The organism is Pseudoalteromonas sp. G4, assembly GCF_028875915.1.
In the GTDB taxonomy this organism is placed as follows: domain Bacteria; phylum Pseudomonadota; class Gammaproteobacteria; order Enterobacterales; family Alteromonadaceae; genus Pseudoalteromonas.
Map to the genome: position 1 here is coordinate 37,501 of NZ_JAPEHW010000006.1, position 15,679 is coordinate 53,179.

The 15,679-nt window shown below is 35.9% G+C and carries 14 protein-coding genes and 1 pseudogene; all 15 read left to right on the forward strand.

The window, feature by feature from the left end:
• Positions 1–4 precede the first annotated feature (4 nt).
• The 15 genes and pseudogenes from ON073_RS04200 to ON073_RS04270 all read left to right on the forward strand — a co-directional run bounded on the left by ON073_RS04200 (position 5) and on the right by ON073_RS04270 (position 15,641).
• Positions 5–778 carry a DUF481 domain-containing protein gene (locus tag ON073_RS04200; protein WP_274760612.1) on the forward strand — a complete coding sequence of 258 codons (774 nt, stop codon included), beginning with the start codon at positions 5–7 and terminating at the stop codon, positions 776–778.
• Between the two features lie 108 nt (positions 779–886).
• Positions 887–3,521 (forward strand): annotated as a pseudogene (locus tag ON073_RS04205) (SLBB domain-containing protein).
• A gap of 52 nt (positions 3,522–3,573) precedes the next feature.
• Positions 3,574–4,611: a nitroreductase family protein gene (locus ON073_RS04210; RefSeq protein ID WP_274760613.1), complete on the forward strand. Its 1,038-nt coding sequence runs from the start codon at positions 3,574–3,576 to the stop codon at positions 4,609–4,611.
• 4 nt (positions 4,612–4,615) lie between these two features.
• A complete protein-coding gene (locus ON073_RS04215) occupies positions 4,616–5,767 on the forward strand; it encodes a polysaccharide pyruvyl transferase family protein (RefSeq protein WP_274760614.1) in 1,152 nt (383 codons plus the stop codon).
• Between the two features lie 62 nt (positions 5,768–5,829).
• A complete protein-coding gene (gene gspG / locus ON073_RS04220; protein ID WP_274760615.1) occupies positions 5,830–6,225 on the forward strand; it encodes a type II secretion system major pseudopilin GspG in 396 nt (131 codons plus the stop codon).
• The gene (locus ON073_RS04225) at positions 6,225–7,883 is read left to right on the forward strand and encodes a GspE/PulE family protein (protein ID WP_274760663.1); all 1,659 of its coding nucleotides are present in this window, start codon (positions 6,225–6,227) and stop codon (positions 7,881–7,883) included. Before gspG ends, ON073_RS04225 begins: the two co-directional genes overlap by 1 nt.
• Positions 7,883–9,082 carry a type II secretion system F family protein gene (locus tag ON073_RS04230; protein ID WP_274760616.1) on the forward strand — a complete coding sequence of 400 codons (1,200 nt, stop codon included), beginning with the start codon at positions 7,883–7,885 and terminating at the stop codon, positions 9,080–9,082. The genes ON073_RS04225 and ON073_RS04230 overlap by 1 nt, the downstream gene beginning before the upstream one ends.
• Complete coding sequence (locus tag ON073_RS04235) at positions 9,066–9,476, forward strand: type II secretion system protein (protein ID WP_274760617.1); 411 nt, start codon at positions 9,066–9,068, stop codon at positions 9,474–9,476. The genes ON073_RS04230 and ON073_RS04235 overlap by 17 nt, the downstream gene beginning before the upstream one ends.
• Entirely contained in the window at positions 9,463–9,873 is a 411-nt protein-coding gene (locus tag ON073_RS04240) for a type IV pilus modification PilV family protein (protein ID WP_274760618.1), read from the forward strand. Before ON073_RS04235 ends, ON073_RS04240 begins: the two co-directional genes overlap by 14 nt.
• On the forward strand, positions 9,870–10,559 hold the full coding sequence (locus ON073_RS04245; RefSeq protein ID WP_274760619.1) for a prepilin-type N-terminal cleavage/methylation domain-containing protein: 690 nt from the start codon (positions 9,870–9,872) through the stop codon (positions 10,557–10,559). Before ON073_RS04240 ends, ON073_RS04245 begins: the two co-directional genes overlap by 4 nt.
• 3 nt (positions 10,560–10,562) lie before the next feature.
• Positions 10,563–11,456, forward strand: coding sequence for a general secretion pathway protein GspK (locus ON073_RS04250; RefSeq protein ID WP_274760620.1), 894 nt, complete (start codon positions 10,563–10,565; stop codon positions 11,454–11,456).
• Positions 11,450–12,553, forward strand: coding sequence for a hypothetical protein (locus ON073_RS04255; RefSeq protein ID WP_274760621.1), 1,104 nt, complete (start codon positions 11,450–11,452; stop codon positions 12,551–12,553). The genes ON073_RS04250 and ON073_RS04255 overlap by 7 nt, the downstream gene beginning before the upstream one ends.
• Entirely contained in the window at positions 12,550–13,098 is a 549-nt protein-coding gene (locus ON073_RS04260) for a hypothetical protein (protein WP_274760622.1), read from the forward strand. The genes ON073_RS04255 and ON073_RS04260 overlap by 4 nt, the downstream gene beginning before the upstream one ends.
• Position 13,099: 1 nt before the next feature.
• Positions 13,100–13,585: a hypothetical protein gene (locus ON073_RS04265; RefSeq protein ID WP_274760623.1), complete on the forward strand. Its 486-nt coding sequence runs from the start codon at positions 13,100–13,102 to the stop codon at positions 13,583–13,585.
• The gene (locus tag ON073_RS04270; RefSeq protein ID WP_274760624.1) at positions 13,572–15,641 is read left to right on the forward strand and encodes a secretin N-terminal domain-containing protein; all 2,070 of its coding nucleotides are present in this window, start codon (positions 13,572–13,574) and stop codon (positions 15,639–15,641) included. Before ON073_RS04265 ends, ON073_RS04270 begins: the two co-directional genes overlap by 14 nt.
• Positions 15,642–15,679 lie beyond the last annotated feature (38 nt).

Below are 15,679 nucleotides of genomic sequence, written 5' to 3' on the forward strand. Positions count from 1 at the left end.
TATAATGAAATTAAAATATTTAGCGTCTCTAATGGCATTTACACTTACTAATGTAGCTATTGCTGAAGAAAAAGCATGGGAAGCGAGTAGTGAATTAGGTGCTATTATCACCAGTGGTAACACAGAAACGACAACGTTTAAGTTTGGTGCAAATGCTAAACATGATATTGGTCAGTGGACTAACGAATATAAACTGAATGCACTTTATAAAGAAGATGAAGTAACTTTAGAAAGTGGTTTAAAAGAAACGCAGCGCACGAATGAAAAATACGGCGCTGCAATTCAAGCAAACTACAATCTAGGGGAAAAACATTCGCATTTATTCGTTGGTTTAACGCATGATAGTGATTACTTTGGTGCATATCGACACGAAACAGTGCTTTCAGGCGGTTATGGTTTCCGTTTAATTGATGAATCGAATATGACCTTGGGCTTTGATTTTGGTCCGGGTTATAAGTATTTTCAGTACTCTGAAAAAAATAATGATTTTTTCAAAGATGGTCGCCCAAAAGCGGGTGAGCGTGATGATGAGTGGATTGCATTAGCGAAAGCTGATTTCAGCTGGACCATTAATGATAATGCTAAATTTACTCAGGGAATCAAAGTTGAATCAGGTAGCACTAACACCAAAAGTATTTCTGAAACAGCCCTATTAACAAAAATTAATGGTTCACTGCAAATGAAAGTTGGTTTTAATGTTACTCACAACTCAGATGTCGATACTGATAAAGTAAATACAGATACAGAAACTGTGCTGACTTTAGTATATAGCTTTTAATTTCTAGCTTAACAAAATTGTAAAAGAGCGTTTAACGCTCTTTTTTTTTACCTACTAACTCAGGTACAATTATTGGTTGAATTTGAACTTAAATTTTAAAGGGATCCTGTGCGTTATCTTAAGCTTTTTCTTTGCTTGTTAGTCGTATCATTCAGTCAGCCGTCTTTTTCTATGACGCCTACCTCGCAACAAATCGAGCAATTTAAAAAATTGCCAAAATCGCAACAAAAGGCCCTCGCTAAACAGTACGGCATTAACCTTAATCAACTAGATAAGTCAAACAAGCAAGTTAACGAAGCATTGCAAGACGAAACCCTCTTAGTACAGCCACGTTTTGAAGAAGAGAAAACTGAAGAAGAAAAGTTCAAACCGCAAATGGAAGAATTAAAACCATTTGGCTATGAATTGTTTGCTGGCGAACCTATGACGTTTATGCCAAGTGAAAATGCAGCTATTCCTGATTCTTACATTGTAGGTCCTGGTGATGAGTTTCAAATCAATTTTTACGGTAAAGAAAGTGATAGCTTTGAAGTTGAAGTTGACCGCGAAGGTCGCTTGACTATACCTAAATTAAGCCCTGTGAATGTTGCAGGCCTAAAGTTTTCAGAAGTTAAAGCGCTTGTAAAAGCCAAAATTGAACAAGAAGTTATTGGTGTTCAAGCGTCGTCTTCGCTCAATGCGTATTTTGGTTTTAGGTGAAGCATATAAGCCAGGTGCTTACAGTGTAACGTCACTTGCTTCTATAACCCATGCACTATTTGTTAGTGGCGGCATTACTGAGATTGGCTCATTACGTAATATTCAGGTAAAGCGTCAAGGCAAGGTTGTTGCAACTTTAGATTTGTATGACTTGCTTACAAAAGGCGATAGCTCAAACGATATCGTATTGCAATCTGGTGATGTTGTTTTTATTCCGCCAGTTGGTAAGCAGGTAACAGTTTCTGGTTTAGTAAAGCGCCCAGCTATTTTTGAGTTAACGCAAAATGAAACAGCGCAAGATTTAATTCGCTTAGCCGGTGGTTTTAAAGCGGAGGCTTTTCCTCAAAAAACAGTGATAGAACGCTATGCAGGCAATAGTTTTAAAACGGTTCTAACAAGAGACTTTTCGCAAAAAGAAATCAGCTACAAACCTTATGATGGTGATGTAATAAAGGTACAGGGTTCTAGTGAAGAACTGGAAAATGCTGTGACTATTATGGGCGCTGTATCGCATCCTGGTAATTACCAGTGGCAAAAAGGCGATCGTATTTCAGATTTAATAACATCATTAAAATCAGATGTGTTACCTATTGCTGATTTTGACTATTCACTAATTGTACGTGAGAAAAGTATCCGTGGAGATATTGAATTACTACAATTCTCGTTAGTTGATGCATTAGAGAGTCAAGTGACTAATTATGAATTAATGCCGCGAGATACAGTTATTATTTTTAGTCGCTTTGAAGAAAAAGCAGAAGAAAAGCGTTTGTTAAGCGATTTGGCTTTAAGTGAGAAAGAAATTTCGCATCAAGCAAAAGTGGAGCAATGGCAAAAATTTGAAAATCGTAAATTCTTAGAGTTTATTGGTGAAAGCGTAGAAGAAGCAAGGGAAGTCGATTCCAAGCAATTAGATAGCTTAACTAAGCTGTTGACGGGTCAAAAAGATGAACTGGATGAAGACGAATACTCTGTATTTAGCCGAAAAAAATTACTTGCACCAATTATTTTAAAATTACAAAAACAAGCTTCAATCTTTGAGGATGTTGCTCTTTTTGCTGTTAATGGACGAGTGCGTTACCCAGGTGTTTACCCTCTAGTTTCAAAAGCTTCAATTAAGCATGCAATTAATGCTGCAGGTGGGTTATTAGAATCTGCTTACTTGCAAAGTGCTGAGGTAACACGTATCACTAAAGGTGATAATGTGAGTATTGAGCATATCGCGGTTAATTTAACCGAGACAATGGGACAGACCGACTCTTTTATTTTACAAAGCAAAGATTCATTAAATGTTTTCCCTACTCCTAATTGGTCGGAAGAATATAAAGTTAATTTATACGGTGAAGTGCGCTTCCCTGGGACGTATTCTATTAAGCGAGGTGAAACCTTAGAAAATGTGCTGGAGCGAGCTGGTGGTTTAACTGATTTTGCTGCAGAAAATGGAGCCATATTTACACGCGCTTCAATCAGAACAAAAGAGCGTGCTCAGCTACAAAAATTATCAGATGATTTACGCCGTGAAATCGCTTCTAAGAGTTTTTCTAACTCAGTTACAGATGCGTCTTTAAGCTACGATGATATGGATAAACTACTTAAAGACTTAGGACAAGTTCAAGCTTTAGGAAGATTAGTTATTGATTTACCAAAAATCCAATCTGGGTCTGTATCATTAGAGTTAGAAAATGGTGATGCGTTATATATTCCAGCAAAACAGAACACAGTAAGTGTTATTGGTGAAGTAAATGTTTCGACTTCTCATTTATACAACGATAACCTCTCTGTTGACGATTATCTTGAATATAGTGGTGGCTTGAAACAACGTGCAGATGAAGAGCGTATCTATGTTATTAAGGCAAATGGTTCTGTTTACATTCCCAATGATTCTAGCTGGTTTGCAGTTAATGAATCAAAAAATCGTTTAGAACCAGGTGATACTATTGTTGTGCCATTAGATGCTGAATATATGAACCAATTAACACTTTGGAGCACAGCTACTCAGATTGTTTATCAGTTAGGCTTAGCTGCTGCAGCTATATCCGCTCTATAAACATGTTTGGCCCTATATTTTAGGGCCTCTATTTAAATCTGTGGAGTGGCTTTTGATACAGCTTAAAAAGTTCGTAAAACATTTCATTATTGAAGGTCAAAAATTAATTTGGCCACTTGCCGCAAAGTCTCGTTTTTTTTGTAGAGTATATTATTGTTTTTTTGATCGGAGCTTTGGTTACGAGCAACAGGCATTAATAAAAGCTAAACTTGCTTATTTTGCCAAAGAAGGCATTCAAAATGGTACAAGTTCTCTATTGCGTAGGAATATACATCGCTTAGAAAAAGGCTTGATAATGGAGCCAAGACGAGATTTTTTTGCCTTGGACTACATTCTCGAAACAGTAGATGTTTATTTGCTTGCGAGTGAATCAGCGGATTTTTCAAAAACAGAATTAGATTGGGCTTACTCTGTTTTAATTGAATACTTTGAGGCGGTTAAAACAACTCATAAAGAGGTGCTTCAGGCTAAGCAACGTTTTGATTCTATTTCGCCACGAGTTGATATTTCATCAAAGCCTTACTCAAGTGAAAGTCGTAAAACACATAATATCGATTTTGAATCATTTTCTAATTTAACCCAGGCTCGAAGGTCAACTCGTTGGTTTTTAAATAAACCTGTTGAATCAGAAAAACTTGAGAAAATAGTCTCTGTTGCATCACAAGCACCAAGTGCATGTAATCGCCAACCGTTTGAATTTATGGTTGTCGAAGGTGACAGCTTTAGAAAGAAAGTTGCAAAATTGCCAGGCGGCACAGTTGGTTTTTCAGACAATATCCCTTGCTTAATCGCTGTTGTTGGTGATCAATCTTATTATCCAACGGATCGAGATAGGCATGTTATTTATATCGATTCAGGCTTGGCGAGTATGCAATTAATGCTTGCTGCTGAAACACTTGGCTTGTCTACATGTGCAATTAATTGGCCAGAGCTTGAAAAACTAGATGAAAAAGTTAGCAAGTTACTAAAGCTACCTCAATATAAACGGGTTGTGATGTTTATTGCTATTGGTTATGCAAAACCTTCCGGTGGAATTCCATTTTCAGAAAAAAAATCAGCACAGCAGTTGATGAATTTTATAAAGGAGTAAGTTGTTGCTAAATATTGAAATTAAAGGTGTTCAGTTCTCGAATAAAGGGGCTGAGTTAATGTTAGAAGCAATATTGCAGCAGCTGGACCTACATTTAGATGAGTATCAGCTTACACTTTCTCCTGGCCGTAATTTACCCTATGTAAAAAGAGCCAAACTAGGGGCATGGCAAAAGCTTAGCTTTCGCCGTGGCAATTTAGATTTGACAGGTATCTTTGCTAAGTTACCAAAGAAAATGCGTAACTTTCTTAAGCGTTATGGCATCGTAACTGAGGCTGATGTGGATGTTATTCTTAATGCCAGTGGTTTTGCCTATGGCGACCAGTGGCCTTTGGCTGATCTGCGAAATACAGCTAAAGAAATTAAACGATTTAAAGCATTAGGTAAGCCATACATTTTATTGCCTCAAGCATTAGGACCGTTTCAGCGTGAAGAATTAAAAGAATTTGCAGAGTCGTTAATCAACGATACCGCGCTTACTTTTGCAAGAGACGATACGTCGTTTGCTGAATGTGAAAAATTGAATAAAAGCAATAAATTGTTTCAAAGTCCTGACTTTACAGCATTGCTTGAAGTGGAACGATTTAACACAACAGAGCAGCAAACCGTTTGTTTAATTCCTAATAATAAAATGGTGTCTAAATTTAATCATGCGAATGCAGAGCAGCAAAAGAAAGCGTATTATGATTTTTGGATAGACACTGCAAGGTTTTTTATCGATAAAGGCTTTTTTGTAAAACTATTAAACCATGAAGGCAAAGAAGATAGAGATATTTGCAACGCAATTTTTGACGCTATTTGCAGTGAGCAAATAGCTTTGATAGATGGTTTAAGCTCAACCGAAATTAAAGCCCTTATTGGCAGCTGTGATGCCGTTGTAAGCAGCCGCTTTCATGGTTGCGTAAGTGCACTTTGTCAGGGAGTTCCTTGCTTAGCCACAAGTTGGAGTCATAAATACGAAATGCTCTACGGAGAATATGGTTTATCTGAAAATGTGATTGATTTTCAACTTGAAGCCGATGAATTAAAAAATAAATTGAACCAGTTTTTGAATGACTTGACTAATCAGGCAAGTGTCAGTCTAGAACACGCTGAAAAAGTTAAATTACAGAACAAAAAGATGTGGCAACAAGTTGTTGCAATCATCAAATCGTGACTTATCGACATAGGCAATCGCCCTTGATAAACTGCCAAGTCGAATTTATGGGAGTTGTAAAAATGAAAAAGATGCGCGGCTTTAGCTTGATGGAGCTATTAATCGTACTAATTATTTTAGGTCTCTTAGGTTCTTTAGTAGCGCCTAAACTTTTTTCTAAAGTAAGTTCATCAAAAAAGAAAACAGCAGTTGCTCAAATGCAAATGTTTGAAACGGCTATTGATACATATCGCTTAGATGTGGGTACAGTACCAACTAAATTAGAAGAATTACGTACTGGTGATGCTCCAGGATGGGATGGTCCATATCTACCAAAAGCAATCCCTATGGATCCATGGGGTAAGCCTTATGTTTATACTGTTCCTGGTCAAAATGGTAATCCTTATGGATTAATGACCTATGGTCTAGATGGACAGCCTGGCGGAGAAGGCGAAAGTGAGGATGTTGTTCATCAATGATGGATATTAAAAAGCTACTTACTGAGCAGTTTGCAGTAAGCCAATCCGATTTAGAAAAAGCGACTACCTATCAAGAAAGGTACAGTGGTCGTTTAGAGAATATATTGGTTAATATGGGGTGTTTAACCGAGGATGACTTGGCACCTTTATATCATCAACTGCTTGGTTACTCGCTTTTTGATCCAGAGGATTACCCAAACTGGCAATTAAATGAACAGATAACTATTTCAGTATATGAGCAGTTAAAACAATATGATGCTTTGCTGGTAGAAGCTAGCGCAGATTGTTGGACACTTGCATGTAAAGATCCCTTAAGTATTGAGCTGTCACAATATTTGTTATCTCATAATGTTGAATTAAACGTTTTAGTTGCGACTGAATCTCAACTACAAGCTTTTTTCTTTGAAATTCAAAGTCAAACAGAAGCGAATGTTGAAATAGAAGAATTAACAGGTGATGAAGAAGCACGTTTAAGGGAACTCGCATCTGAAGCGCCAACGGTTAACTTACTAAATTCACTTATCACTAAAGCGTTAGCACGTGGTGCATCCGATATGCACTTAGAACCCTATCAAGGTCGCTTTAGAGTGCGATATCGCATAGACGGTGTACTGCATGAAGTAGACTCACTTGCACCTAAAATGCAATTGCCAATTACAACACGTTTAAAAATACTATCTGGTATGGATATCGCCGAAAAGCGTCGTCCTCAAGATGGTAAAATTGAAATGCGAATTGCCAATCAAGAACTAGATATTCGTGTGTCGGCACTGCCTTTAAACGAGGGCGAAAGTATTGTTTTGCGTTTCTTGCGTAAAGACTCAATTCGCTATGATATGTCGGTGCTCGGATTGTCAGGTGATACGCAAACGCTCATTGGTGAAGACCTTAAAAAAACCACCGGTGTAGTTTTACTAACAGGCCCAACAGGTTCAGGTAAAACAACTACGCTTTACACCTTCTTAAATGAGCTTAACAACCCAGATGTAAAAATTATTACACTTGAAGACCCTGTGGAATATCAGCTTGAAGGTATTAACCAAGTTCAAGTAAACAGTGAAATTGGTTTTGATTTTGCGGCAGGGTTGCGCTCAATTGTTCGTCAAGATCCTGATATCATCATGGTTGGTGAAATTCGTGATAAAGAGACCGCGCAAATTGCCCTTCAATCAGCGCTGACAGGTCACCTTGTATTCAGTACTGTGCACACTAATGATGCCGCAAGTGCTTATACTCGATTACTTGATTTAGGCGTTGAAGAGTTTTTACTAAATGCGGCACTTGTATCTGTAGTCGCACAGCGACTCGCTAGACGCTTATGTCAGCACTGTGCAGCACCAGACGAAAATGCCAACGAATTATTAGCAAAATACCCACTGCAACGAGTTGCTGAGAATGCAGGCATTCAACATTTAACTATCCAAAAAGCAGTAGGATGTGAGCATTGCAATAATGCAGGTTATAAAGGGCGAATTGCAATAAACGAATATTTGCGCTGTGATGATGAAATAAAGGCGACGCCTAAAAACGACCAGTTTATTCCAAAAGCGCAAGCACATAACGCAAGTTTAAAACGTCGTAACCTTATGGAAGATGGCTTTTATAAAGTGATTACAGGTGTAACCACCATTGATGAAGTGCTAAGGGTTGCGGGCTAATGGAGTTTGAGTATAAGGCGATTGATAACTCTGGCGCGCGTCATCAAGGCACTATTGAAGCCAATGATAAACCGCAGGCTCAGCAAAAACTCGTCGCTGATGGGTTGCACCCAATAGAGCTTAAAGCGATTACGTCAGGTACAACGCTAGCTGATCTATTTGGTCAAAAAGTAACGCTTGATCAGCTAGAGTTTTTCACTAGCGAATTATCATTGCTACTTGAAAGCGGTGTGCGTGTTGATAAGGGTATTGATATTATTCGTCAATCGAATGCTCATCCTGCCCTTAGTCGCTTACTTAATCAAATTGCCAGCTCTATTAAAAAGGGAGAATCATTAAGTGATGCATTTGCAAAGCATGAAACCTTGTTTGGCCCTCTTTACATTAGTTTATTAAAAATTGGTGAAACATCGGGTAATTTACCTGAAGTACTTAATCGCCTTGCCGCAGATCTAAAATTCCAAAAAGATCTTCGCTCTCAAATAAGTACTGCGCTTACTTATCCATCAGTGATCTTTTTTGTGTGTATTATGGCGGTATATTTTGTTCTTACCTTCATTGTGCCAAAAATGGCGGGCATTTTTACCGACCTAGAACAGGCACCTTGGTATACGCAAATGATCATTAACACCAGTAACTTTTTCATCGACTATCAAGTACTCATTGTTGGTGGTGTTATTGGTGGTATTGGTTTACTGGCTTATGCCTTACAAAAGTCAGAAGTGAAAAATTGGTTTTATGTAACAGGCTCTAAGTTACCTTTGGTTGGTAATGTAATTACAACTGCTGAACGTATTCGTTTTGCGCAAAGTATGTCGATGATGTTAGAGGCAGGTTTACAATTAGATACAACCCTTGAGCTAACATCAGAAACCTTAAAACACCCAGACTTTAAACGTGATGCTAAACAGGCACTTAAACAGTTAAAATCAGGCAAGCAACTCAGTTTTGTATTAAGTAAAACGCGTATTTTCCCTGATTTCTTTTTATCGATTATTAAAGTAGGTGAAGAAACAGGGCGTTTACCCCGTGTTTTTAGTGAAGTTGCAAATCGTTCACGCACTGATTTAGAACAAGTTATTAAAAAACTAACCACTATGTTAGAGCCGTTAATGCTCTTGTTTATGGGTGGCTTTGTTGGTGGAATTGTAATCACAATGTTGATGAGTATGGTATCAATCAATGATGTTCCACTCTAAAAAACAACTTGGCTTTTCGCTCATTGAATTAATGGTAGTGCTTGCGATTATGGCTGTTTCAATGAGCCTAACTGGTGGTTTGATTACTAATGTTGTATCAAAACAAGAGCGATTCGTTGAAATAGAAAAAGTAAAACAACTTGTTTTATCTCTTAAATACAAGGCGTTTTACACTGGTAGTGATTTTAAAGTCGATTTTATTGAAAATAGAATTTTAATAACAGGAATATATGAAAAAAAAGAATTTGTATTTAATCAGCTGATTTTTTCTTCTCAAAAGTTAGAAATATATTCTAACGGTACTTCAAATAACAAATACTTTGAAACCCTCATAGGTGAAGAAGTGATTACAATCAACTTACCAAGCCCATATAAAGAAAATGAAAAAGTCTAGCTCTTCAGGTTTTACGTTAATCGAGGTGCTAATTGCTGCTATCATTTTATTTTCGTCAATAGCAGTTGTGGCTGATATATTCTCAGCTGCTTCTTTAAGCTCAAGAAAAGCAACAAATGTCACAAGTTTATATCAAATGGCACCTATAGCTATAGAGCAAATCAAGGAAAAACTCAGAACAAGCAGTACACAGGATGGCATTCAACTTAATGGAAAAGTTCAACTAGCCGAAGGTGTTTTCTATTGGAGTGCAACTAGAATTAATAGCTTCAGACCTCCAATGCAGTTTGATGATACCAGTCCATACCCTATTAAATTTCATACTTATAATGTAAATGTATTAGCTGAACAGGGTAGCTTACGTCAGAGTTTTAACTTTGAGGTCTTTGTGTGGTGAAGAACGTCAAAGGATTTACTTTAGTTGAGCTGCTTATAGCGTCAAGTATTCTTGTAGCGGTTATGCTTTCAGGGTACAGTGCTTATAGTTTGTATTCATCTTCTTGGCAGAAAAGATCTCAACACTACTGGCAACAAGCTCAAGCAGGACTAACTCTCCAATCAGTGTATCGTTCAATTAATGCCATCTCAGACTATATCGTTATTAACAATAATGATAAGCCATCAGCTTATTTTTATTTGACATCATCCAGTGTTCGCTTTATTACAACTTCGCCGATTTTTTCTAATGCAATTGCTGTTGCTGAGTTAGAAATTATCAAAGAAGATAAGTTTTATTTGGTCTATAAAGAAAAGTCACTTGCTAAAGAGCCTATTTACTCAGCAGCAAGTATAATAAACTGGCAACATGAAATTGTTGTTATGGAGCTTGAAGAACAGAGTTATTTTAACGCGTATGGCTGGCCTTCTTGGCAGGCGGTAAGTGAATATGAAAGTTCTAATTTAGAAATGAAACAACTCCAGCAGGATATGCAACCTAAAGTGTTTCAAGTGTATGACTTTAACGAAAATGAAATCTTACCTTTGAAAATAAACATGTTTGTTGGAAGTCAGCATCTATTAGAAATAAGTTTAAAAAGTGATTCACATAAAAAACTATTTTTGTATGCTGAGTCGGGGGCTTAAATTTTGAAAAAACAAAATGGAATAGCTCTTATTCAAGTACTTATTATCTCTATTGTACTGACACTATTAGCTATGTTTATTTCTAAAAATACGCAAAGGCAAGTTGGTATTACTGAGCAGGTTAAGCATTCCTTTCAGCTAAGAGTACGACTTGAAAATGCAGAAAGCTTAATTCTTTCTGAACTTCTTTCAAAAAATCTCTACAGAAATAACTTAGACTCAGGTCTTGCAAGCAAATGGAATTTTCATAATGCACCTTTTGTTTTGAGTAATGGTGTAAAAGTGCAGTTACAAGATTTAAAAGGTTTAATAAATCTTAATTATGTAAACGATACTCTCATTAATAGCTTTTTAACACAGTACGAATTATCCGATTCACAAAAACGTGAGTTTGTTGATTCCTTAAAAGACTGGATTGATCGTGATGATTTAAATAGATTAAATGGAGCCGAAAAGCCTTATTATGAGAGTCGAGGATTGATTGTACCAAGGAATGGTCATTTACAATATTTAGATGAAATCTATTTGGTTAAGGGCGGCGATATAATTCGACCAGAAGATCTAAGAAATTTTTTTACTGTAATATTAACCGAAGGGCTAAACCCTTTTAATGCACCAGACGAATTATTAAAAGTTATGATTTTAAATCAAGATGCAGTAGAAAATGTAATTAATAAAAGAAGAGCAGGTAACTTAACAGAATTAGACTTTTATCAGCTTACAGGGATTGAACAAGATATTTATGTAAACTTTGCAACAGGTCGTAAAATAAGGGTAATATTAGAGGTCTCAGAAGGAAGTACAAAACTTAAAAAAGAGTTTATTGCTAATATCAATCCTTTGAGTAATACATCTCCTTTAGTGCTCAGTAATCATATTTGGAACAAATCGTGGTAATTAATTTAAGCTTATTGGAACGTCTCTCTTTTTTACAAAAATTTATAAAAAATAAAGTAGGGTATTTTAATCAGCAATTACAAACACTAGATAGATTTAGTAGCACTGCTGAGAATTTTCAACCTAGATTGATAATAGTTTCAAAGAAGCATTATAAAGAAGTTCGTAAATCATATTCAGCTGTTAGCAAAAAAGATCTAGATGCAATACTTGCTCTTAATTCCATAGCAAGTAATAACTTGTCTATTTCAAAAGTATCAGTGAACTCTCAAATAGATGGCTTCGATGTTAAAACGATTACGTATGATGTTAATCTAATTGATAAAATACCTTCATCAGCCATGCTTTTACCTGAGACGGAATTACTAAGTTTTTATTGCTCAGATAAACAGTGTTTATCAATAGATACTCCTGGTGGAGAACTCTATTTTGCTAAACCATTAAAATATGGAGTAAGTGATTATAAAGGCGGGTTATTAAACTCTGTTGATACCTTTATCAAAAGTGTTGGTCTTTCTGATAAAGCTCAGGCTGTGTATATTTCTCGTTTAGAGTATTCTAATTTGCTTCAAAAGCTTCTCAAGCAAATTTCCATTGTTGACTTAGTTCGATCTTCAAGGGTATTTTTTACCAAATCTCTAAATCTAAGCAAAATACATGTTTTATATTTGGCGCCATTAACTTTCGCAACACTATTTCTGGTAGCCGTTTATGGAATGAATTATTTACATATCGAAACGATAAACTCTGAATCTAAAACGTTAAACTCCGAAGCCACAAATGTGCTTCAAAAACGTCAAAACTTTATTTCATTAAATGAGAAGTTAGAAGTTCTTAATGATGAATTTAACAAAATAAATCGAAAACATACTGATTGGGATATTATATCAATAGCGATCGCTTCAGGAATGGAAATTCAGAACCTAGTTGGTAATGATGAGTTTATTGAAATGAGAGGCGTAGCCCCCAAAGCTTCAGAAGTGTTGGAAAAACTGAATGAATCAGAAATGGTAAATAGTGCTATTTTCACCACTCCTATTCGAAAGTCTCGAAGAAAAGATGCTTTTACCTTAAAAGTAGTGAGAGTAATTAAATGAAGAAAGACTTGTTAAAATATAAGCATTATTTTATTGCTCTTGGTGCTTTACTCGTTTATTTGTACATAACTGAACCTCTTTTTATTTCAATATTAGAACAACAAAACAGAATAGATTTAAATGAAAAAAAGCTATCTAAAATCAACGGAATGATTGAAAGTGAAGCTCAGATTATAAGTTTGTTAAATGATAATGAACTAAAACTGAAAAATGCAGAATCGTTTTTTTATAAATCAGAAAGTGAATCTGAGTTTAAGTTAGAGCTACAAAAGCAGATTGAAGAAATTTTACAAGAGGCTAACTGTGAAATAGAAACGCTTGACTGGAATGGTAAAGTTGATCTGGAAAATTTATATAGGTGGAATTTGAACTTAAGATATCAAGGTAATCCAGCGTGTATTATTCAGGCTAGTAGAAAAATAGAATCTCTACTCCCAATTGTTAATATAAATAACTACAGATACACGGCTAGAAGAATTAACGGAGCCGTTAGAACTAAGATCACAGCTATCCTTGAGTTAACAATTCTTCAAGATAAGGCATAACATGATAAATAAATTAGCAATATTATTTTCAGTTATTGCAATTGTATTTACTTGGTTTCAGTTACAAAGCGATAACCAAGAACAATTAAACTCAGAAACTAGTTTGGCTAGCAAAGCCTTGGATGTTCCATTAAGTCTTAAAGAAGAGTTGTTAAATGTAGAGTCTGAATGGTTAAAAATACAAAAAGATCATGATCTTTCCCTTACGCAGGCGACATCTAATACGCAAAAAAAACAACCAAAAAGTGAGTTCGCTTTTGAGTTAAATGGAAAAGGTTTTTCACTTGTTGGTATTTTTCAACAACCAGAAAAATCCTTTGCCATCTTTAAAACTGAAAACTCCGAGTTTAAAAAAGTATATATAGGTGAACAAATTGTTGATGGTTTTCACTTAAAGGAAATGGACAATAGGTACATCATTTTTATTAATGATGGGAAAGAAATAGAATTTGAATTATTCAAAAGTACGTACAATGATAAAAGCTAATACAAAAAGTGTTATTTTCTGTGGATTGATTTTGAGCCTTAACGGTTGCGCTTTAATCAATCCTGGGAATTCGAATAAAACTGAACCTCTAGAGGTGTCGCCTTCGTTTATCAAGAACGATAACAAAGACGAGTACATCCAAGACCAGATAGAAGGTAAATCGGAGTCAGAGGTTGAATCATCGTTTGAAGTTTTAGCTAAATCAAACCAAGAAACAGCTAAATTAGGTTTAGAATTAGCTAAAGAGTTTGACCAAAAAGCAAAGTATAAGTTAGCTATCAATGCAATGCCATTAAATGAGTTTGTTCACTATGCTTTTGGAGAGCTTTTAGGTGTATCTTATGTTGTGGATTCTGCAGTCAAGAGCAATAAAACTTCTGTTACTCTTGAGATTAAAAATGATGTATCTGCACAAGAAGTATTTAAGCTTAGCAGTCAAGTTCTAGCAAATAATGGCGTTAGTATTCAGCGTAGTGAAGGGGTTTATTTTATTTCTCCTTTGCCCAAAAAAGGGATGAAATCTGACAAAGCATTTGGATTTGGCAGAACAGAGCAAAGTGTGCCTTTATCATCAGGTGCTATTAGCCATACAGTTCCTTTGAAGTACAAAGCTACCAATAATATAAGAGCGGCAGTATCATCGCTTGTCGAAGCCAAAGTATATTTAAATGAAGAGGATGGCCTACTAACAATAGATGGTAATAGAGAGCAAGTATTAAGGGCGCTTTCTTTAGTTGAGATTTTTGATAGTAAGTTGCTGTATAACAAAAGTGTTGCAATTGTAGGTTTTAAATACATTGACTCAAACACATTTATTAATAAATCTACTGAATTATTAAGGCAGGATGGTATTAGTACAAATTATGATAATTTAAAAAGTGCTAATGTTAACTTTATTCCAATAGAGCATCTTGGTCAGGTTGTTGTATTTGCAAATAGTGAAGAAATACTAGAAAGGGTTCGCTACTGGAGTATTGTTATTGATAAACCTGCAACAGGAAGTGAGCAAAGTTTTTATATTTATCACCCTCAGTTTGCTAGAGCCTCTGATTTAGGAGCTTCGCTGACACCTTTAATAAATGCTAAGCAAAGAGTTAATTCAGTACAAACTCAAAGCACTGGTGGGACATCAGCTCCTTTAGCTTCGCAAAACCAAAATACTACACCAAGTACTTCAAGCCAATCATCACTTATCACAGGTGATAAAATGAATATGGTAGTAGATGAACGAGCCAATGCATTAATATTTCACTCAACGGGTAAGCATTATCAAGAGCTGTTACCCATAATCAGAAAACTTGATGTAATGCCAAAGCAAGTGATGATGGAAGTGGTTATTGCAGAGGTTAACTTGACAGGCTCTTTTTCTAAAGGGGTTGAATATGCAATACGAAATGGCTCCGCAGGCAATAAAACAAATACCTTTAGTTTCGATGGCGAAGGTGGCTTTAGTTATTCGATTGTTGGCTTAAATGGTAATTTTAATATCAACCTTAATCAAACTGACGGCATGATTAATGTATTATCACGTCCAACATTAGTTGTTAGGGATGGTGTTTCAGCAACTATAAATGTTGGTAATGATATTCCAACAGTTGGTGCAACAACATCAGACCCGATTAGCGGTGATAGAGAAACCACAACAATTCAATATAGAAAAACCGGTGTTGACTTATCTGTAACCCCAACTATTAATGCACAAGGAACAGTGATAATGACGATTTCACAAAATATATCTAACGTATCTACATCAGGTCCAAGTTTGAGTGGTTCGCCATCTGTTTTTGAACGAAGAATAAGTACTGAAGTGGTTGCTGGCGATGGTGAAACTGTTATGCTAGGAGGCTTAATTAGCGATAATTATAATACGTCATCAAACTCAATCCCTTTACTGGGGGATATTCCAGTTTTAGGGCATATGTTTAGAACAGATGGTTCAGAGCAAGATAAAACTGAGTTGGTTGTACTTGTAACGCCAAAAATCGTAAAAAGTTCTGAAGATTGGAAAATGATCACTGAAAGTTTTAAAAAAGGCTTACAAAACCTAAAGTTTTAACTTGATAAATTGCTAATAAATCGTTAATTTATTCGTGG